The sequence below is a fragment of the Demequina oxidasica genome (genome assembly GCF_000975115.1).
GTDB classification, from domain to species: domain Bacteria; phylum Actinomycetota; class Actinomycetes; order Actinomycetales; family Demequinaceae; genus Demequina; species Demequina oxidasica.
Window position 1 is genome coordinate 1,195,749 of sequence record NZ_BBRE01000001.1, and the last position, 21,048, is coordinate 1,216,796.

The 21,048-nt window shown below is 62.1% G+C and carries 16 protein-coding genes and 1 pseudogene; 9 read left to right on the forward strand and 8 right to left on the reverse strand.

All coding sequences use genetic code 11. The annotated features are described in order from the left end of the window. Nucleotides 1-9: 9 nt before the first annotated feature. Nucleotides 10-678 carry a hypothetical protein gene (locus AOP77_RS05520; protein WP_062210394.1) on the reverse strand — a complete coding sequence of 223 codons (669 nt, stop codon included), beginning with the start codon at nt 676-678 and terminating at the stop codon, nt 10-12. A 37-nt stretch (nt 679-715) separates the two neighbouring features. Here AOP77_RS05520 and AOP77_RS05525 point away from each other — a divergent pair, with 37 nt between their 5' ends. Next, nucleotides 716-1,087 (forward strand): RNA-binding S4 domain-containing protein, encoded by a 372-nt coding sequence (locus AOP77_RS05525; protein WP_062210397.1) that lies wholly within the window; start codon nt 716-718, stop codon nt 1,085-1,087. Nucleotides 1,088-1,347: 260 nt separating this feature from the next. Here the strand turns inward: AOP77_RS05525 and AOP77_RS05530 are convergent, their stop codons facing one another. From AOP77_RS05530 to AOP77_RS05550, 5 genes are read right to left on the reverse strand one after another with little or no spacing between them, the layout of a single operon-like run. Further along, nucleotides 1,348-2,598: a polysaccharide pyruvyl transferase family protein gene (locus tag AOP77_RS05530; protein ID WP_062210400.1), complete on the reverse strand. Its 1,251-nt coding sequence runs from the start codon at nt 2,596-2,598 to the stop codon at nt 1,348-1,350. Next, on the reverse strand, nt 2,595-3,620 hold the full coding sequence (locus tag AOP77_RS05535; RefSeq protein ID WP_062210403.1) for a lysylphosphatidylglycerol synthase domain-containing protein: 1,026 nt from the start codon (nt 3,618-3,620) through the stop codon (nt 2,595-2,597). The genes AOP77_RS05530 and AOP77_RS05535 overlap by 4 nt, the downstream gene beginning before the upstream one ends. Before the next feature lie 3 nt (nt 3,621-3,623). After that, complete coding sequence (locus AOP77_RS05540) at nt 3,624-4,775, reverse strand: nitroreductase family protein (protein WP_084622342.1); 1,152 nt, start codon at nt 4,773-4,775, stop codon at nt 3,624-3,626. Further along, nucleotides 4,775-5,833: a glycosyltransferase gene (locus AOP77_RS05545; protein WP_084622343.1), complete on the reverse strand. Its 1,059-nt coding sequence runs from the start codon at nt 5,831-5,833 to the stop codon at nt 4,775-4,777. The genes AOP77_RS05540 and AOP77_RS05545 overlap by 1 nt, the downstream gene beginning before the upstream one ends. Before the next feature lie 52 nt (nt 5,834-5,885). Then, a complete protein-coding gene (locus AOP77_RS05550; protein ID WP_062210406.1) occupies nt 5,886-6,551 on the reverse strand; it encodes an extracellular solute-binding protein in 666 nt (221 codons plus the stop codon). 247 nt (nt 6,552-6,798) lie between these two features. Here AOP77_RS05550 and AOP77_RS05555 point away from each other — a divergent pair, with 247 nt between their 5' ends. The 3 genes from AOP77_RS05555 to AOP77_RS12340 all read left to right on the forward strand — a co-directional run bounded on the left by AOP77_RS05555 (nt 6,799) and on the right by AOP77_RS12340 (nt 11,252). After that, nucleotides 6,799-10,473, forward strand: coding sequence for an RHS repeat-associated core domain-containing protein (locus AOP77_RS05555; RefSeq protein ID WP_160300051.1), 3,675 nt, complete (start codon nt 6,799-6,801; stop codon nt 10,471-10,473). A gap of 82 nt (nt 10,474-10,555) precedes the next feature. Beyond that, on the forward strand, nt 10,556-10,909 hold the full coding sequence (locus AOP77_RS05560) for a hypothetical protein (protein ID WP_152649783.1): 354 nt from the start codon (nt 10,556-10,558) through the stop codon (nt 10,907-10,909). A 187-nt stretch (nt 10,910-11,096) separates the two neighbouring features. Continuing rightward, complete coding sequence (locus tag AOP77_RS12340) at nt 11,097-11,252, forward strand: hypothetical protein (protein ID WP_160300052.1); 156 nt, start codon at nt 11,097-11,099, stop codon at nt 11,250-11,252. A gap of 116 nt (nt 11,253-11,368) precedes the next feature. Here AOP77_RS12340 and AOP77_RS05565 read toward each other — a convergent pair. Together AOP77_RS05565 and AOP77_RS05580 are read right to left on the reverse strand one after the other, a co-directional pair. Beyond that, nucleotides 11,369-12,545, reverse strand: a protein-coding gene (locus AOP77_RS05565) for an IS3 family transposase (RefSeq protein ID WP_439644696.1) whose coding sequence is annotated in 2 segments (ribosomal slippage) — nt 11,369-12,278 and nt 12,277-12,545 — 1,179 coding nt in all. Because the reading frame shifts where the segments join, the coding sequence is not laid out codon by codon here. Nucleotides 12,546-13,062: 517 nt separating this feature from the next. Then, nucleotides 13,063-13,605, reverse strand: a pseudogene (locus tag AOP77_RS05580) (glycosyltransferase family 2 protein); the annotation flags it as partial. Nucleotides 13,606-13,717: 112 nt separating this feature from the next. Here AOP77_RS05580 and AOP77_RS05585 point away from each other — a divergent pair. The 5 genes from AOP77_RS05585 (at nt 13,718) to AOP77_RS05605 (ending at nt 21,045) form a co-directional block, all read left to right on the forward strand. Then, complete coding sequence (locus AOP77_RS05585) at nt 13,718-16,027, forward strand: 5'-nucleotidase C-terminal domain-containing protein (protein WP_062210420.1); 2,310 nt, start codon at nt 13,718-13,720, stop codon at nt 16,025-16,027. 211 nt (nt 16,028-16,238) lie between these two features. After that, a complete protein-coding gene (locus AOP77_RS05590; RefSeq protein ID WP_062210423.1) occupies nt 16,239-16,517 on the forward strand; it encodes a type II toxin-antitoxin system RelE/ParE family toxin in 279 nt (92 codons plus the stop codon). Next, nucleotides 16,517-16,822, forward strand: a complete 306-nt coding sequence (locus AOP77_RS05595; RefSeq protein ID WP_062210426.1) for a HigA family addiction module antitoxin — start codon at nt 16,517-16,519, stop codon at nt 16,820-16,822. The genes AOP77_RS05590 and AOP77_RS05595 overlap by 1 nt, the downstream gene beginning before the upstream one ends. A 38-nt stretch (nt 16,823-16,860) precedes the next feature. Next, the gene (gene gcvP / locus AOP77_RS05600) at nt 16,861-19,758 is read left to right on the forward strand and encodes an aminomethyl-transferring glycine dehydrogenase (RefSeq protein WP_439644697.1); all 2,898 of its coding nucleotides are present in this window, start codon (nt 16,861-16,863) and stop codon (nt 19,756-19,758) included. 171 nt (nt 19,759-19,929) lie between these two features. Next, nucleotides 19,930-21,045, forward strand: coding sequence for a serine/threonine-protein kinase (locus tag AOP77_RS05605; RefSeq protein ID WP_062210432.1), 1,116 nt, complete (start codon nt 19,930-19,932; stop codon nt 21,043-21,045). Nucleotides 21,046-21,048: the final 3 nt, after the last annotated feature.

Below are 21,048 nucleotides of genomic sequence, written 5' to 3' on the forward strand. Positions count from 1 at the left end.
AGCAGTCAGTCACTCCGCCGACGGGGTTGAGGGGGCTGGCGGCTGCGCCGCCTCGTCCCGCACCCAGCGAGAGCCCTCCTCGCGGAAACCCACCTTCGTCACGTATGCCTCGTCAAGGGCGGGATGGCTCTCGATCTCGAGCCTGGTGAATCCGGCATCGCTTAGTGCGCTGGAGGAGCGATAGACAAACTCGCCGGGCGCGAAGTCGCGGAAGCGCTCCTTGACCCAGTCCAGTTCGACCAATCCCACGCCGGCGCCCTGATCCGCCACGACAACAACTCCCACGGCCTCGTCACCGCGCGTCACGAGGAACGTGGAGCGCTTGGCGGCGCCAACGGGGGCGTGCGCGGAGAAGGCCGGCTGGTGCTTCGCGATATCGTCGCCGTGGACAGCGAGCACGTGCTGGAGGAATGCGTCTTCAGGCTCGACGGAGAGGACCTCGTAGACCTCGGCGTCGTCACGTTCGCGGTACAGGCGTACCAGCCAGTACGCGTCGATGATGGTGATCGCGGCATTCATGAACGCGAAGGGCCAGATGCCGATCACTCCGTTGTAGATGGTGGCGACGAATGCGCCGGTGAAGTTCATCCACCGAAAGCGCAACACGCGTGCCTGCATGAGCGACCACACGATCAGAATTGATCCGATCCAGCCGATTGCTTCGAGAAGTACGTCCATGCTGATCACCCTACGGTGCGCGCCGTAGGCTCGGGGGATGGAACGGACGAGCGTGCGCATCGACGCGTGGGTGTGGGCGGTGCGATTGGCCAAGACCCGATCACAGGCGACTACGGCTTGCCGCGCGGGTCACATCCGCCTCAACGGTGAGCGCGCCAAGGCCTCGGCGACCGTGGTGCCCGGCGACCGCATCGAGGTGCGCGGTGGCGAGTGGCCTCGCGTTGTCGAGGTAACGAGGTTGCTGGCCAAACGTGTGGGCGCGCCTGTTGCGGCCACGGCCTACATCGATCACAGCCCCAAGCCCCCTCCGCGCGAGCATGTGGCGCTCGCGGGCAAGCGAGATCGCGGGGCTGGCCGGCCTACCAAACGTGAGCGCCGGCAGATCGACAAGCTCAGGGGTCGCTCCTAGTCGCCGCTCGCTCTGCCGATTGCCCTCCGCCCCTATTGGTCCGAATTCGCACGCCTTGGGCGCTCTCAGACTCCTATTGGTCCGATAGTGACCAGTCGGCTGGCGAGGCGGACGCTTTGACTCGCGACCTGTCGAAGCCCTCAGCACATTGGGCGAAGCCCCAGGCGTGACAAAAACAACCAACAGGATGCCGAGCCGCTCCAGAACGTGCGAAATCGGACCAATACAGACCGGGTGGAGATCTGGTACTCGGAGAGTGGTTAGGAGGCCGTGGAGGAGGATGTGCTGATTGGCTTCTGGCCGGCTACGGCATCAATCACGTCGAGCTGCTCCATGGCCTTGGCGCGCACTGCGGGGAAGTGCTCGGCCAGTTGCGCGCGCACCGCATCCTTCTGAGCATCCAGCTCCGCGAAGCGAAGCACAAAGGTCGCCAGGTCCACGTCGTCCGCGGGCAGCGCCCACTCTGCGAGGTCGAACATGTCCAGTACCTCGCGGTACTTGTGCGACCAGCCCAGCACCAGCGTCGGAACGCCGGTCGCCAGTGTGCTCACCATCGCGTGAAAGCGCGATGCGACAAATACGTCACAGCGGCCAATGAGTGAGCGAAGCTCCTGCGAGGACAGCTCGCCGTCGGGGAACAGCACCCGGTCCGGCGACGCCACCCGCTTGTGAATCAGGCGGCACACGGGCAGGTCGTTGTTGTGAGTCTTCTCGTTTGGTCGCGTGGAGTGAGCCACCAGGTAGACGGGCCGGCCCAACTCCTCCGTGATGTGGTCGATCTGGTCGACAATCTGCTGCACATAGTCCTCGCCGCGACCCTCGGCGGCGGCGCGCAGCACCTGCGAGGGGGAGATGCCCACCACGTCCTGGTTCTTGAAAAAACTGGCCTCGACCTTGGCGTCTGCTGCCGCAATATCGGCATCGGTGACGTCAAGAGTGAACGCGAGGTCCGCGCCGGGCGTGGTGTTGGGGAGACCGAGCCCATCAAGGTGTTCCTGCGTGACGGCACCGCGAGACACGATCGCGGCCATACGTGGCAGGATCTGCTTCGCAAGAGCACGGTTGGCGAACGACTTGAACGGACCGAGCGCCTGCGCGCACTTCACGACGGGCGTGCCGACAAACAGCGCCGGAAGCACCGAGGCGACGTTGTAGATCAGAAACTTGGTGCGGCCGTCCACGAACGTGATGCCGCCCTGGTCGAGCAGGACGTCGGCGTCGGCGATGGCACCAACCTCGGGCACGCCGGACGCGATGGACTCGCGCGCAAACGGCAGCACTCGCCACGCCAGCGCGCCACCATTGATGAGCACGCCCAGGCGCAGCGGGGAGGCGTCCAAAACGGTCACGTTCGGGTGAGTGTTCAGTTCCGCGTCCGAGCGCGGGTACATGCTGAGGTGCGAGATCTTGACGTCGGGGTGGCGCGCGCTCAGGTGGTGCACGGCGCTCTCCAGCATTGCCGCCGCGCCCTTGTTGCCCGACAGCGCCGAGCCGATGATTGCTACCTTCATGCGTCCCGCACGTCCTTTTCGTCTTCGGTAAGTTCGCTTCCATTGTCCGGCACAGCGTCCGCCCCAGCGGCCGATGCTGCGGGCAGCTCTCCGCGCCGCTTGGCGCTCGCGGTCAACAGCCCGTAGGCCCCAGCGATCAGCAAGTCCGCGACGGTAGCGAGCACGCGCGCCGCGAGGGACACGATGATGGCCTGCTCTAGTCCCAGGTAAGGAGTGGCGAACAGCACGAATACCGACTCACGCACCCCCAGGCCGCTGGGAACGAACACCGCGAGGATGCCCACCGCCCCGGCCAGCGCGTAGGCGGCGACCAACGGTAGCCACGAGGAGGGCGCCGCGTCCGCCACGGCGATGGCAATCGCCACGACGCCGATACCGTTGATGACCCTGGGCAGCAGGAAGGCCAGCTGGTACTTCCACACCGAGCCGGTGCGCAGGAAGTACTCGGGCGGCACCTCGCGCTTGAGAGTGCGCCTAGCAAGCAGGTTGACGATGCGGTGGAAGACCGCGGGGTGTAGCAGCACGATGAGAGGCACCACGGCGGCGACCGCGAACCACACCGCGTGGGTAATCTCGCCGTCGCCGGCGCGAGCCACCAGCAGGATAGCGAGCATCGGAACGGTAGAGCCGAGCAGCAGGAATGCGTTCTCGTAGACCACCGAGATCAGCACCAGCAGGCGCGACAGCCCGCGTCGCTTGCCCCAGGCCACCTTGTTGACCACGAAGCCGGCCTGGCCCGGGATGTACTTGAGCAGCCACGAGGAGAAGTGCACTCGGATGGACTCGCGGACCGGCAGGTGCTTGCCCGACAGCACGGCGACGATGCGGCCCCACAGCCAGCCGGAGATGGCAACTGCAGCCACGAAGAGGACGAGCGCGGCAGGCGCCCACCAGCCCCACGACAGGTCGGCATCCTGAATAGCGTCCCAGTTGTCGGCTAGCGCCTTGGCAAAGAAGTACGCGACCACGCCGATGACGAGGACGCCCAGGCCGGTCCGCAGGAGTCGCTTGCGGTTTGCCATCGGCTAGTCGAAGCTGCCTTCGCCGGCTGCGGCCGGCTTGCCGTCCTTGCTCGACTTTGGCGTGCGAGCGACCGTGTCCCGGTCAAAGGTCCGCAGGTTGTCCAGCGACTTCTTCTTGGAGAAGGCGACCAGGGCATCGGGCTGGGCGTAGCCCACAGCGAGCAGCATGATCACGCGCTCATGCGGCTTGAGGCGCAGTGTCTTGGCCATGCGACCCTCGAGCGGCTCGAAGTCCGGCCAGTTAATGCACGACGAGCTCAGCCCAAGAGTCTCGAGCGCGTAGATGAAGCCCATGGTCGCGAGCGACGCGTCGATGTACGGCACGTGGCGGTCGCGTGGGGAGAAGTAGTTGGACAGGTCGCCCTTGATCACAATGACCGTGGGAATCTGGTGCGCGTAGCCGGTCGCGCCGAACGGGATGCCGGCCACCTGCTGGACCGTCTCGGGGTCGTCGAACACCAGGTACTCGTATGGAAGGCGATTGCATGCGGACGGCGATTGGCGAGCGACCAGCAGCGCCTTGTCGATCAGCTCGCGCTCCACGGGGCGGTCCTGGAACCAGCGCACGGAGCGGCGCGACTCGGCGAGCTGCAGGATCTGCTCGTAGGTGATGTCCGTCTTGGGCAGGTCGCCCTGCGGGTACGGGTGGACGGAGGCGGGGGTGCCGTAGCGCGGCAGCGACTCGAAGACTTCTCGGGATCGCGCAACCGAGGCATCATCGCCCGTCACGATCTCGAAGTACTCGGCCAGAACGTCGTGCGCCCACTGCATCTCGCCGGCGTCCAAGTTGGACACGGACGCGGGACGCTTGAGCGCCTTCGCGTAGAACTCGACGGTCTCCTCGATGTAGTCACGGGCGAACACGTCGCGCCGCGGCTGCATCAGGATGCCCTTCTCCAGCCGGTGCACGTTGCGGCGCAACTCGACGTGAGTGGACCGGTCCTTGCCGAGGTTCTTGTAATAGGCGCGGCGTCCCGACAGCACGGCCCACTGCTCGCGGTTCTGCGTGAAGAAGCCGGGGATGGAGTAGATCGTGGCGCCGAGGCGGGAGGACCCGCCCAGTTCCAGCACCGCGCGGTTGGCGCCGTTGTAGGTCTTGCGGATGACGGGCACCGCGAGGGCGTTCTTGGCGACCTTCTTGAGCTTGCCGAGCATCAGGCGTCGCCTTCCGTGGCGGGTGAGGTGGTCGTGGCGGCCGATGCCTCGGCAGGCTTCGCAGGAACAGAGGGCTTGGCGGCGCGGAATCCCGGCAAAGTGTGCTCGGCGATGCGCGACGGCCCGTACTGCTGCTCACGCAGCCTCTCGAGTGTCTCCTCGTGCAGGATGCGGTTGTTGCGCATCAGGTCCGACAGCACTCCGAGGGCTAACGCGAGGACAGCGACCACGATCATCGCGGAGCCAAAGATGAGCGACTGAATGTGGTTGCCGTCGTTGCCTGCGATCCGCAGCACCAGGAAGCGCACGAACGGGAACAGGCCGATCAGCCCAAAGACCGCCGCGATGGTCGCGAACAGCGTCCACGGGCGGTACATCGTGTACGAGCGCAGGATCGCTTGGCCGGACTTCAGCATGTGCTCAAAGTTGTTGGAGAACAGGCGGGACTCGCGAGTCTTGGCGTTGGTGTCGATCGGCACGGAGATGATCGCGAGGCGCTTGTTGCCCGCCTGGATGATGGTCTCCATGCAGTAGCTGAACTGCGTCACGATGTTGAGGCGATACAGCGAGTAGCGAGAGTAGGCGCGGAAGCCGGACGCGGCATCGGGCAACTTGGTACCCGCCGCCTTGTTGACGACCCACGAACCGAACCGCTGCATCGTCTTCTTGAAGGGTGAGAAGTGTTCGATGGTGTGCGTTTGGCGGTCGCCGATCACGATGTCGGCTTGACCGGTGACGATGGGGGCGACCAGGTCGCCGATGCGGTCGCCGGGGTACTGGTTGTCGCCGTCGGTGTTGACGACGATGTCGGCGCCGATGCTCAGGGCGTACTCGACGCCATCGCGGAAAGAACGTGCTAGCCCCATGTTGCGGGCGTGGCGGACGATGTGGGTGACGCCGTGCTCGCGGGCGACCTCGACGGTGCGGTCCGTGGAGCCGTCATCGATGATCACAATCTCGATCTGGTCCACGCCGTCAATGCGGGTCGGCAGGGACTCGAGCACGCTCGCGAGCGTGGACTCCTCGTTGAGGCAGGGGACCTGGATGACGACCTTCACGGGTCAAGAGTATCTGGGGAGGTGGTTCGATCCACTACTGCGCGGATCTCCGTTAGTCGCTGCCTTGGATAGTGGTGGCGGCGTTGCTGGCCTTCTGCCACGCATCGGACACTTCAATGTTTCCAGCTTGTACCTCTCGGAGAACTGAGACCACTGCCGCGGTGATCTCGGCGTCTTCGGGTGTTCCGGGGCGAACTTCGGGCATTTCGGTCACGGCCTGAGAGAATATTTCGCCGGTGGGAGCGTCACTGAATGCTGGGTTAGTCATCTCTTTGATGTTGGCATCGTCGTAGAGGGCCGGCCGGGAGGGGATTTGGCCCGTGTCGTGGAGGACGCGTAGTTGCTGTTCGGGCTGGATTAGCCACTCAACAAAGTCGTAAGCGGCCGTCGTAGTTGCGTCGTCGAACTGGTCGGGGATAGCGAGGAATGATCCACCTGCATTTCCGCCAGGTCCGGGTAGGTCGGCGATGTCCCACACCACCTCTTCATCGCTTCCGGCAGACACACCTTCGATGTAATCAAGCATCCATATTGGGCACAACATCACAGCGAAAGTGCCGTCAGCGATGCCAGTGTTCCATTCGTCGGACCACTGCTGGGCACCTGCGGACTGGTCGGCTTCGATAGTGCCGAGTGCCAGGTCGAATGCTGCCTTGCTGGAGTCGATGTCGAGAGCGCCTCGGGGGTCATGCCAGGAGTGGCCTGCTCCAAGTTCCACAGACACGGATTACCAAGTCGCGCAAATTGCAGCCGGGGTGACTTCACCGGAGGTTCTCAGTAGTGCAACGGAGGTGCGGGCTACATCGTCGAAGACGACCGAGCGTGAGCCGGACACTTCTTGGCTGCGGACCACTACGTCAGCGACGACCTATACACCAGAAGGCCTGCCAGATCGCACGACAATGGTTACCAGCGTGGGAGGGGATGTTCACACTCAATGTGACGACAGTGACTACGTGTGGAACGTGTCCGATGCAACCGGGGCGGCCAAGGGATACTTCACCACAGCCGGATGGAATGGAAAGTACTTTATCGTCGCAACATCCGCGAGCCGTTCCTACGAGGGCAGTTGTACGACAGGGATTTTGACTGGGCGCTCAGAAACGCTCTTTGACGGTGCCACGAACCAGTCCTCCAACAGGCCGACAGCCGCCTTGGCGACTACCGAGTCATCCTGGGCAAACGGATCCACGATGGTCGACTCGAAGGCGACTTATGACTCTCGAGGACGAGTCCTGACGGCGCAAGGGCCCAACGAGGTAGGAACAAATAAGAAGACGACCTGGGCCTACACGCGTGGGGCGAACGGCATCGTTAAAACCTCCGTCACGGACATCATGGGTCACGTCTCTTATACATGGCTCGAACCGTCACACGGCAACGTCACCAAATCCGAATCGGTCAACGGGGACTACACCCACTACAAATACGACCAACTTGGTTTGCTCACCGCGAGCTGGGCTCCTGCCGAATGGAACAACGCCACTGCCCCCACAGCAGATATCGTGCCCACCACATCTGCGGAGTACGAAATCTACGCGCCAGGCGGTGCCATCCGCACCACCCCCGTCGCCGTGATGACTGCCCAATACTCAGGCAAGGATGCCAACGGTGATCATCAGTGCGTCGCGGAGGCTTGCTTCGTGCGACGTTCTTACACTTACCTCGACGGATTCGGTCGCGAACGCGAGAGTCAAGCGGTAGCCCCCGATGGTTCAGGCGGTCGCACAGTAACAGCGACTCAATACGACGACCGAGGTCTCGTGGCACGCACAAGTGCACCGTTCTTCAACGCGGCTGCCGCGCAGTTTGACTCCGGCTTGGTGAACCCAGACTTCACGGCACTCGATTCATACACGGAGAATACGTACGACTGGGCAGGACGCACGATCGAGTCCAGTCTCATGAGTGTGGGCACCTCCGTGCGTGGGACCTCGACACAGTATCTGGGTGACACGACGCAGACCACGGCGCCTACGGGTGCGATCACGGAAGTCGCCACCGACGCGCTTGAGCGGATGACTGACCTATATGTCCACCCCGACAGTGGTTACGACCGCACAGAGGCGCTGCATACGCACTATACGTATGACACTGTTGAGAACGGTTCAACGGTAGCCGTGACCGACCCGGACTCCCACGACACCGTGATCGATGCAGATCTGCTTGGCCGGCGCACAGCGATGTCGGACCCAGATGCCGGTGATTCCACCTATACCTATGACGTTGCGGGACAGTTGCTTGGTGTGAACACCGAGGCTGGCACCACAGCGATGACTTATGACGATCTGGGCCGTATGCTGACCCGCACGTCCGCGGCGCCCGCCGGTACCGCGTCATCGTCGGCAGAGTGGACATATGATCAGGCTGGCCATGTTGGTCAGACTGCCACGGAAACGTCGACAACGTCTGTGGCTGGCGCTAACTTCGTTACGACGAAGTCCTTTGACTATGACGCGTTGCATCGCTCGGAGTCGTCGACGGTGACGTTGCCGACGTCGGCTTCTTTGGGTGAGTTATCGGGACATTCGTATACTCGCTCTGTGGGGTATGACTCGGTGGGTCAGGTGGATGACGTGAGTTTGCCTGCCGCGGGTGGGATTGGCGCGGAGACGGTGAGCACGGGCTACAACCTTTTTGGTGCCCCGGTGTCATTGGAAGCGGGCTCGACGTCTTTGGTGACGGGGATGACGGTGTCGGGGGTTGGTCGTTTGCTCACCCGTGACTATGGCAACGGGGTGACTCGTCGGTTGGCGTGGAACGGCTCCGACGGGGCGTTGGACTCTGCCGAGGCGTTCTACACCAATGCCGGTGTCGATACCCACGTGCAGTACGACGTGTATGGCCGTGATGGTGCCGGCAGGGTGACGTCTATTGATGATCTGGTCACTAAAGATGCGGGTACGGCGGCGGAGCATGAGATTTCTCAGTGCTTCACGTATGACGGGTTTGATCGGTTGAGTTCGGCGTGGACGGTTGATCCGTCTTCAGATCCTTGTGCCAGTGGTGCGCCGGACACGTCAGAGGATTATTGGGCGGTTGACTCCACTGGCTATGCGGCTTCGTGGAACTATTCGCCTTCCGGAACCGTGGCCGATCACACGCTGTGGTCTGCTGTGGAAGGCGTTGTCACTGCTGCGACTCGTGACTACACCTTTGGGGATTCCGATCACGCGCACGCAGTGACAGATGTGAGTGATGGGGAAACCTCAGCGAGCTACACGTATGACGAGGCTGGGCGCATGACGGACCGGGACATCGCCGGGGTGGACATGGACCTCGTGTGGGATGTGCTGTCGAACCTCACACAGACAACCACAGGTGGGGTCAGCGAAAGCTACCTGTACGACGCTTCCGGTCAACGAGTCGCCGCCATTCGAGACAGCTCAGCGATCGCCTACTTCGGAGACACGGAAATAACCGACCCGAACACCAGCGCTTCGGTGACTGGAGATGTGACGGCGACACGGTTCTACTCGTACGGTGGTGTCACGGTCGCGATGCGGGACGCATCAGGGTTGACTTACCTGTTGGGTGACGTGCAAGGCTCAGCAACCATCAGCATCGCTGACGGTGACCCGTCGACCGCGACGCTGAACCGCAACGCCTACACCCCTTACGGGGAAGCGCGCGGCGACGACAACCTCGCCACCGACCACGGTTGGTTGGGTCAGGTTGAGGACGGCTCCACAGGTCTCACATACTTGAACGCCCGCTACTATGACCCCCAGCTCGGACGGTTCCTCAGTCCTGACCCCCTCATGAGCCTCACCGACCCACGCACCCTGGACGCGTACCGGTATGCGGATAACAACCCCGTGTCCTATAGCGACCCGTCGGGTTTGCGTCCCGATTGCTCGGGACTGTCAGGGAGTTCGTTGAGTCAATGTAGGGGCGGCGGCTCATCCGCGCCGTACTGGACAAAAACGGGCCAGAAAGCGAACACCTACAAGAAGACGCCTGCCTACGACACCACTAACGGCAGGACCGCGCGTAGTTACACAAAACCAAAGCCCAAAACAACAAGTGCGCCGTCAACCACAGGTACACCTGTCCGAAAAGTAGGCTCTATTCCAAAGGCGCCCGGCGTGGGGACTGTAATAGTGGGCGCCTTTATAGACACTGAGATGGCAGGATTGGTAGGAAATATTAGATCAGCGGGTGATAATCGCGGCTTTGACTCCTCCAGAACAGTTGAGGATTCCAGGTTTAGCGTTTCAGCGAATTTTGATAGCGGAGAAGTAGCTTTGAAGGTGTCGCAATCCTGCAAGTTGGCAAATCACACGGACTGTTCGGATGCTACTCAAGGTGGAATCGTCTTGTACAGAGTACAAGCACGGAACTCAGGTCCTATGCTGGATGGTCAATATGGTTTCCAGGTGGACTTCTCGAAGTCCAATCCAGCTGTGGACTTTTCTCCGCCGTTAGATCTCACGATCCGTGTCATCCCCACTACCGATGGCCGAGTTCAAGTCACGGTAATGGGTGACGCCTATCCATCAATTGAAGCTTATCGAGTTGATTCATCGGGCAAGGTTCACACACTGATTCAATCGCACGCTGTATTTGAAAAGACGGAGCAAGGTTCACTAGTTCTCTTTGCGCCGGGGGGCGCATTGCGCGGAAGAACCACGGGTTAAAATGAATTATAGTATTCGAAAGCGCGGGTTGCCTGTCGCCTTCATTCTGTACCTACTTGGATCCTGGGCCATGCTCGTAAGCATGCTTACCATCACCTTTTACTTTGTGGGATTCATCTTGATACCCATTTGGATCTTTATGATGGTGTACATGGGGATTGCTGTTCGAGAGAATCATCCCAGCGCATTTCTATTCGCGCAGATATGTGCCGCAATAGTCGTTTCGGTTCTCGCCTCCTCGGCGGTAGTATTTATGATTAATATATCCGAATTCTCTCCCTCGTTATCGTTTGCGGAGGTGATTTTCGAGGACGGGGACTCGGCGAGCGTCGCTGCGGGCATAGCTTACTTGGCTTCTGTAAGCAGTTTATTGTTGGGCGCAGCGGTTTCTATAGTTTCTGGCGTAAGAGCGAGGAAAGAGTCGGCGGTGCCATAGCCTCGTAGCGACGGATGGAAATTCTGTGCGGCGAATGTTGACGCTCCAAAGTCGGGCGCATAACCCGGACAGCGTCATGTAGAGATAGTCGGATAGCCAGATCTATGCCTTGTTAGAGCGCGACAACACGATCAACTGGCGCGAACACGAACGTAACTAATTGATTTTGATGCCTATAAGACCGGCAATGCATACCCCAACGCAGCCTGTGCGCGCCGCAGTTCGCATGAGCGAAGCAGCCTCAGCATCGGACGGCAGGGCGTTGGGGCACTCCCTGGTGATTGGCAGCACATCGTACGGTGTCGTCGGCATTGACGTTGCCGACACCGGTTTATTTTGGTGAATAGCAGTTTCGTAGGCCGTCAGAATTCATTTCGTCGAGGCGGTCCGCAGCGTTGAGTATCAGAGGTCGGGACTGCTGAACGATTTGGTGACAGTTTGACCTGCCCCCAGGTTTGGTTACCTCGTGAGGTGTGTCGTTCTGGCGTGGGTGGTGTTCATTTCGGACTGTGTTTCAAAGTCGACTGGGGTGAGGTAGTTGATGCTGGAGTGGCGTCGTGCTCGGTTGTGCCAGATCTCGATGTACTCGAAGATTGCGTTGGAGAGCTCGAGTCGTGTATTCCACCGTTGACGGTTCAGCAGCTCGATCTGCATTGACGACCAGAACGATTCCATCATTGCATTGTCGAGTCCGTCGCCCACGGTGCCGAACGAAGGCATGAGACCTGCACTCCGGATTCGGTTGCCGAAGGCCCAAGAAGTGAATTGGGCTCCATGATCTGCGTGAACAATACCGCCGGGTGCGGGATTGCGGGTCTTGATCGCCATGTCCAAGGCGCTGAGAACGAGCCGGGTGTCTTGGCTGGAGTCGATGGACCATCCGACGATTTTGCGGCTGAAGGCATCGAGCACGCAGCAACAGTAAAGCCAACCTTCACGAGTGCGATGTTGCGTGATATCGGTGACCCACAGCTCGTTTGGCCGTGACCGGTGGAACTTTCGATTGACGAGGTCATCAGCGGTGACGACGCCACGCAACCGTTTGATCCGCGAGGGTCCTGGCAGACCACGCAGCCCCTCAATGGTCATCAGAGTGCCCACCAGGTGGTCGCTGACGCTGACGCCCATCCCAAGCGTGAGTTCGGCATGGACCCGCCGGTATCCGTAAGTCCCCTTGGACGACAGATGGACCTCACGGATGAGGCCGGTCAACCACTCCCGCCGCATCGCAGTGGGCGAGGTTGAGCGATTGCGGTAGCGGTAGTAACCGGGCTTCGACACACCCAGGATGCGACAGCATGTCAGGACTGGATGTCCGGCGGCGACAAGGACGTCGTGTCCCCTAAGTGAATCCTTTTGGGTGGGGCTTGTCCTCCCCAACAAGACTCGCCGCGACCTGCAAAATCTCGACCTCACGCTCGAGCTCTCGAATCCGTTTTCGTGCTGCCTTAAGTTCTGCGTTTTCTCCGGTGGTGATGCCCGAGATCTCGCCATGGTCGACGCGGTCTTGGCGCACCCAATTACGCAAGCAGCCCTCGCTAACGCCCAGGCTAGGGGCAACAGCGGTGATGGGTTTGCCGGCACGCACCAACGCGACCGCTCGGTAACGAAACTGGGCAGGATAGGCCTTCGGCATGTTCAGACTCCTTGTACTCGAGCCAAAACAACACTCTGCCACTGGTAACCAAACTATGGGGCAGGTCAACGGGTCAACGAAACCCGGGGCAGTCCCACGTGCGAGGAGTGGAGGTTCTGAGCCCGATAATCACGTTGTTCGGTGATCGATGGAGCTTGAGCATCAAGTGTCCCTGGACGGGGACTATAGGTGGTCGAAGTCGGTCTTGGGACGACGACGACATCGAGGGACGCATGCAAATCCAGGACTACGTTGGAGAGCTAGTTGGCGAAAGTTTGGTCGAGGTGATCCAGTCGGGAAGGTCGGTCTGGTTCAAATTTTCTACATCGACATTGGTCGTGACCCCGGACACAGATCTTGACCCATGGGTTCTTACTTTGCCCGGAGGGTTCATGGTCGGCGGGCTTCAGTGATGTGTTGGCACAGCAAGTTGCCCGGGATTTCGGAACGATCGGGGGAGCAGACTGAACTTCCCCCCGGTTTAGTTTTGGGCCGCGCGTCTGATTTGCGTTGTATTGATGGTCTCCATGCAGTAGCTGAACTGCGTCACGATGTTCAGGCGGTACAGCGAATACCGGGAGTAGGCGCGAAAGCCGGACGCGGCATCGGGCAACTTGGTACCCGCCGCCTTGTTGACGACCCACGAACCGAACCGCTGCATCGTCTTCTTGAAGGGTGAGAAGTGTTCGATGGTGTGTGTCTGGCGGTCGCCCATGACGATGTCCGCGTCACCGGCGATGATGGGGGCCACCAGGTCGCCGATGCGGTCGCCGGGGTATTGGTTGTCGCCGTCGGTGTTGACGACGATGTCGGCGCCGATGCTCAGGGCGTACTCGACGCCATCGCGGAAAGAACGTGCTAGCCCCATGTTGCGGGCGTGGCGGACGATGTGGGTGACGCCGTGCGCGCGGGCGACCTCGACAGTGCGGTCCGAAGAACCGTCGTCGATGATCACGATCTCAATTTCATCCACGCCGTCGAGGTGCGTGGGTAGGCCTTCGAGCACGCTCGCGAGCGTGGACTCCTCGTTGAGGCACGGGACCTGGATGACAACCTTCACGGCACCAGCGTATCTGGGTGACCAAGCGGTTACGGCGCGCGTTTCAAGATGCGCCGAGCGTGAAGCCAGGTTAGCGTCGCTAGGGTCCAAACCCATATGAAAGGGACAAACAATGACATTAGCGCTACGCACGTCCGCCAGAGTTGTCGCGACCGCGGCGGCCATCGGCGGCCTCGCTACCCTCGCCATCACCCCGGCGCAGGCGGCTGAGGACGACACAACTGTGCAGATTCTGGGCATCAACGACTTTCATGGTCGGCTGTTGCCCAACTCCTTCTCGGGAGACGCAGGCGCGGCCGTACTCGGAGGCGCCATTGATGCGCTCGAGGCCGACTACCCCGATTCAGTGTTCGCCGCAGCCGGCGACCTCATCGGTGCCTCGACGTTTGAGAGTTTTGTCCAGCAGGACAAGCCCACCATCGACGCGTTCAATGCGATGGGCCTCGACGTGTCGGCAGTGGGCAACCACGAGTTCGACCAGGGATACGACGACCTGGTGAACCGTGTGATGGCACCCTACGATGCCGACTCGAACCCCTATGGCGGCGCTATGTGGGAGTACCTGGGAGCGAACGTCCGCGACGCAGCGGGTGACCCCGCCCTCCCGGAGACCTGGACTGAGGACTTTGGCGACGTCAAGGTCGGATTTGTTGGTGCTGTTACCGACCACCTTCACGAGCTTGTCAGCCCGTCAGGAATCGAGGGCCTCACCATCGAGGAGCCCTACGTCGCCGCCAACCGCTCCGCCGAGCAGCTGAAGGCAGACGGTGCAGACCTGGTGGTCCTGCTGGTTCACGAGGGGGCGTCCAGCACGGACATCGCCGATGCTGTGGACCCCAACAGCGACTTCGGGGAGATCGTGACCAACGTTAGCGAAGACGTGGATGCGATTATCTCCGGTCACACACATCTGGCGTACGACCATCGCGTGCCGGTCAAGGCCTGGCAGGACGAGGGCCGCGCCGTGACCGAGCGTCCCGTGGTCTCCGCCGGTCAGTACGGCGTCAACCTCAACCAACTGCTCTTCACGCTCGATGCGAACGGCGACGTGGTGGGACTCGAGACATCGATCATCCCGCTCTACAACGCCTACGATCCAAATGCCGACGTGGCCGGGATCGTTCAGGACGCGGTCGACAGTGCCGAGCCCCTGGGAGCGGCTGTGATCGGTCAGATCGATGCTCCGCTCTACCGCGCCTCACTCGCCGGTGGCGACCCAGGCTCGGCGCGTGGCGCTGAGTCGACCCTCGGCAACGGCGTCGCCGATGTCCAGCTGTGGGCAACCCAGGAGTCGGGTGCACAAATTGCCTTCATGAATCCCGGCGGCCTTCGCGCAGACCTGCTCGGCGAGGCCGACGGCAACCGCAAGAAGTACCCGAGTGACGTCACCTTCAAGCAGGCGGCCGACGTTCAGCCGTTCGCCAACACGCTGGTGACGATGACGCTCACAGGAGAGCAGATCTCCGACGTGTTGGAGGAGCAGTGGCAGCCGGAAGGTTCTTCTCGTCCCTTCCTGCGACTGGGCACTTCAACTGGGTTCACGTACTCATATGACCCCACCGCCGATGCTGGCGAACGGATTGAGAACATGTACCTGGATGGCGAGCTGATCGGGACCGACGACACCTACACGGTGACGGCGAACTCATTCCTTGCGGCCGGGGGAGACAACTTCTCGACCCTCGCCGAGGGAACCAACGTCGCGGACTCCGGACGCGTGGACCTGCAGGCCATGGTCGATTACCTCGGCGACAATGGCACGCTCGAGGTGGATCCCACGCAGCACGCAGTGGGCGTGACCGGCATGACCGACGAGCCAGTCGTCAAGGGAGACACTGTCTCATTTGACCTCAGTTCGCTCATGATGACCGGTCCCGGCGACACGCTGGACAAGAAGGTAAAGGTCTCCATTGGCGGCAAGAACCGTGGCAAGTTCGCTGTCACGAATGAGCAGCAGACCGACGCGTATGACGAGCAGGGCACCGCTCACGTCGAGTTCACTGTCCCCAAGTTGCCTGAGGGCGACACGGTGATCGAGGTCACGGGCACCAAGACCGGCACGATGGTGCGGATTCCCGTGACCATCGGCGCCGCTCCTACGGTTGCTCAGTGCGCAGTGGACTACACGATCCACGGCACGTGGCCCAATGGTTTCCTCTCACAGGTGACCGTCACCAACGACTCCGAGACTGCAGTCAACGGCTGGGACCTGGCGTGGGACTTCACGGCTGGCGAGAGCATCCGCAACCTGTGGTCCGGAGATGACAGCCAGACGGGATCCTCGGTGCACGTCAAGAACCTGTCGTGGAACTCGACCATCGGCGCTGGTGACTCGGTGACGTTCGGCTTCGTCGGCTCTGGAAGTGGGCCGGTTGATCCGACTGCCTTCTCCCTCAACGGGAACCAGTGCACGGTGAGCTAGTACCAACCGCGGCGAGCAGTTCGCCGAATCGCGACGCCCGGCTTCCCCATGGGGAAGCCGGGCGTTTGCGTATTCCAAGGCGCATTGATGGTGTCGATGTCAGTGGTGTTCACAACGATGGGGTGATGCCCAAATTCACTCGTGCTGCCAGCTCACCGACTCCCAATGCTCCCGGACTGTTGCGCGATGCGCAACGCGCTACACTAGTGCTGTGATCAAGTCCTTTCGCCATAAGGGCTTGCGCATGCTCTACGAAACGGGAAGCGTCGCAGGTGTCCAGCCTCAGCATGGAAGGAGACTGCGCATGCAACTCGCGGCGCTTGACACCGCTCATTCGATCGATGATATGGACGTCCCAGGATTCAGACTTCATGGACTTAAGGGTGGAATGTCCGGTCGTTGGTCGATCTCGGTGAGCGGCAACTGGAGGGTGACGTTCGAGTTTCGTGATGGAAACGCCTACGTCCTGAACTACGAGGACTATCACTGATGGATGTACTACAGGAAATGCACAATCCGCCGCACCCCGGGGAGTTCATCTCGGCGGTCTACCTCGTGCCACTTGCGATGAGCGGTCGCGAGCTGGCTGTTCGCCTTGATGTATCACCTTCCACGCTTAGCCGGGTGCTGAAAGGCTCTCATCGCATCAGCCCCGAGATGGCGTTGCGTCTGTCCAAGGCGCTCGGCCGCAGTGCCGAGAGTTGGCTAGCGCTGCAGGATGCTCGCGACCTCTGGGTTGCTCGCCAGAACGTCGACTTGGACCGTGTGCAGCCGGTGTCGGTAGGGTCCGCCTAGATCGCGAGATTGGCCAGCGGGGCGATCTCAACGCCCATATGCCGAACCCCCGTCTATCGCGTGTGCCGCGGATGCGACACAATAGGTCGGTGACTTCGTTCTCTGATCGCCATGTAGGCCCCGACTCTGATGCCATCGCACAGATGCTTAAGACGGTCGGCCATTCGTCCCTTGCCACGCTCATTGATGCGGCCGTCCCGGAGTCGATCCGCGGCGACGACGTGCTCGTCCTGCCGGAGGCGCTCACCGAGCGCGAGGCTCTGGGCGCTCTGCAGGGTTTCGCGCAGCGCAATAAGGTCCAGGTCCAGATGATTGGCCAGGGCTACTCGGACACCATTACGCCCATGGTCATTCAGCGAAACATCCTCGAGAATCCAGCCTGGTACACGGCCTACACGCCCTACCAGGCAGAGATCTCGCAGGGTCGTCTCGAGGCCATGCTGAACTACCAGACCATGGTCTCCGACCTCACCGGCCTGCCGGTCGCGGGCGCCTCTCTCCTCGACGAGGCCACCGCCGTCTCCGAGGCGATGCTACTCATGCGCCGTGCCGTCAAGGGCAAGGACGGCGGCGTGATCATCCTCGACGCCGAGTGCCTTCCTCAGACCATCGCCGTGGTCAAGGCCCAGGCCGACGCCATCAAGCTGCCAATGCGCGTCGAAGTACTGGGTGACGATTGGACTGCGCCCGATGACCTGGTGGGTGTGGTCATCCAACAACCCGGAGCATCGGGCCGGGTCCGTGACATTTCTCACTTGGTGGGGGCCGCGCATGAGGCCGGCGGCCTGGTCACCGTCGCCGCGGACATCCTGTCGCTGTGCGTCATCAAATCGCCCGGCGAGCTGGGTGCAGACATCGCGGTGGGCTCCACGCAACGCTTTGGCGTCCCCCTCTTCTTTGGCGGCCCCCACGCCGCGTACATGGCGGTTACGAAGGGTCTCGAGCGCCAGTTGCCCGGCCGCCTCGTGGGCGTCTCGGTGGATGCCGACGGCCACACCGCGTACCGCCTGGCACTGCAGACCCGTGAGCAGCACATTCGTCGGGACAAGGCCACGTCAAACATCTGCACCGCTCAGGCGCTTCTCGCCATCACGGCGTCGATGTACGCGGTCTATCACGGTCCCGAGGGTCTGCGCGAGATTGCGCTGCGCGTCCACACCATGGCCGCGACCCTTGCCGATGCGCTGAGTGCCCGCGGAATCACCATCCGCCACGCGGAGTTCTACGACACCATCGTGGTCGAGGTGCCTCGCGGAGCCGACTCGATTCTTGTGCGCTCCGCTGCCCGTGGCATCAACATCCACAAGATCGACGACGATGCTGTGTCCATCGCGTGCGACGAACTCACCACGGTGGACATCCTCACGGACATCGTCGCCGCGGTCTTGGACCGCCAGCCCGAGCGCACCGTCTACTCGGGGCCGTCAGTCAAGATCCCGCGCGAGATGCGCCGCACCTCTGACTACCTCGAGCACCCGATCTTCCACGCGCACCGTTCCGAGACGTCGCTCATGCGCTACATGCGCAAACTGGCCGACCGTGACCTCGCGCTGGACCGCACGATGATCCCGCTGGGCTCGTGCACCATGAAGCTCAACTCAGCGGTGGAGATGGCGCCCATTAGTTGGCCGGGCTTCGCGAGCATCCACCCCTTCGCGCCGTCGGAGCAGACCGCTGGCTACCGCGACATGATCGCGCAGCTCGAGCAGTGGCTTGCGGAGATTACCGGCTACGCCGCGGTCTCCGTTCAGCCCAATGCGGGCTCGCGCGGCGAGTACGCCGGCCTGCTTGCCATCCACGCGTATCACGCCTCCCTGGGCGAATCAGAGCGCGATGTGTGCCTAATCCCGGCATCGGCGCACGGTACGAACGCAGCATCGGCCGTCCTGGCAGGGCTGCGCGTAGTGGTCGTCGCGACCGCCGAGAATGGCGAAATCTCGCTCGAGGATCTCCACGCGAAGCTGGCCGCGAACGAAGGCCGCATCAGTTCCATCATGCTGACCTACCCCTCGACGCACGGTGTGTACGAGGAGCACGTGGGCGAGGTGTGCGCCGCGGTGCACGACGCCGGCGGCCAGGTCTACATCGACGGCGCAAACCTCAACGCGCTGGTGGGCCTCGCGAAGCCCGGGCACTTTGGTGGCGATGTGTCGCACCTGAACCTGCACAAGACGTTCTGCATCCCACACGGTGGTGGCGGTCCCGGAGTGGGCCCCGTAGCAGTGGCCAAGCACCTGGTGCCGTTCCTGCCTGAGGTTCGTCAGTCCATTCAGACGCCGGATGAGCTCGAGCGCGTGGGCGCGGCGGTCTCCGCAGCCCCCTACGGTTCCGCAGGAATCCTGCCAATATCTTGGGCGTACATCGCGATGATGGGCCACGACGGCCTGACCTACGCGACGCAGACCGCAGTGCTCGCGGCTAACTATGTTGCCGCTCGCCTCGACGAGCACTTCCCGGTGCTTTACCGCGGCCCCGGCGGCCTGGTCGCGCACGAATGCATCCTTGACCTGCGCCCGCTCACCAAGGCCACCGGAGTGACCGCGGAGGATGTGGCCAAGCGACTTATTGACTTCGGCATCCACGCGCCTACGATGTCTTTCCCGGTGGCGGGAACCTTGATGGTGGAGCCCACCGAGTCTGAGGACAAGGGTGAGATCGATCGCTTCATCGACGCGATGATCGCCATTCGTGGCGAGATCGCAGACGTGGAGGCAAGCAAGATCGCCGTCGAGGATTCCCCGCTGCGCCACGCGCCCCACACCGTGGACATGGTAGTGAGCGACTCGTGGGGTCAGGCCTACTCGCGTGAGCAGGCGGCCTTCCCCGTCGATGGCCTCCGCCGTGACAAGTACTGGTCGCCCGTGCGCCGCATCGACAACGCTCACGGCGACCGCAACCTGGTGTGCGCGTGCCCGCCCCTCGAGGACTATTCGTAGAACACTCTCCCAGCGGACAATTCACTGCGTTTCACGTCGAACTTGTCACACTGCGCTTTGTACATTTTGTCCACTCGCATGCGTCGGTTAGTCTGACGCTGGATTTGTTGAGGCTGCACAGCCGCTCCTCGAAAATTAGAACTGTTCCGCTAGCGAGCCTTGGGGGGTTATATGGCTAGGCGTCAGACTCTCACACCACCCCTGTTACCAGGGTATACATATGTGCGCCCGCTGGGCTCCGGGGGCTTCGCCGACGTATTCTTGTTCCAGCAGAACATGCCGCGCCGGCTGGTGGCTGTGAAAGTGCTACTGAGTAAGGTCCAGGACGACGCTTCCGCGCGCGCGCTCGCGGTCGAGGCCGACATCATGGCCTCCCTCAGTTCGCATCCCTCGATCTTGACCGTCTACGAAGCGTCCGTCTCCTCCGACGGTCGCCCGTACATGGTGATGGAGTACTGCCCCACGTCGCTGACCAACCGTTACCGCAATGAGAAGATTCCGGTGTCCGAGGTGCTGTCGATCGGCGTCAAGACGTCATCCGCCGTCGAGGCCGCCCACCGCGCGGGCCTGCTCCACCGTGACATCAAACCGTCGAACATTCTGGTGACTTCCTTTGGCCACCCCGTGCTGTCCGACTTTGGTGTGGCCTCGGCCGTGACGGCCGGCGACACCGACACCATCGCCATGTCGCCGCCGTGGAGCGCTCCCGAGTTGGTGGAGCACCGCAGTACCGGCACCGTCGCCACGGAGGTGTGGGCGCTCGCGGCTACGGTCTACACGCTCCTCGCACAGCGCAGCCCGTTCGACGTCACGGGCCCCGGTCGCGCCGATGAACAGGCACTCAAGAATAGAATCGCCAAGGCCAAGTACACGCCCACGGGTCGTCACGATGTCCCCCGGGAACTTGAGGGCGTCCTTGAGGGTGGCATGCGCCGGATCCCGGGTGACCGCTACCCCAGCGCCGCAGTCTTTGGCCAGGCGCTGCAGTGGGTGGAGCAGTCCATGGGCCTGCCGGTCACGCCCATGGAGATCCCCACGGACGAGTGGGCGCAGGCATCCACCCTCGCTCCGTCGGACGATGCGCCGCGCGGCCCGGCTCGCAGCACCGTCCCCGTCGAGTCCCAACGCTTACGTCGCGGCCCGGACACAAACTCGCGCGCGGGGACCGGCACCCTGCGCAACGCTCAGGCAAACCGGGTGGGCAAGGGTGTCATCATCGGCGCGATCGTGGGCGGAGTCGTTCTGCTCGGAGTAATTGCCGGCGTCGTCGTGTCGGTGATGGGTTAGTCG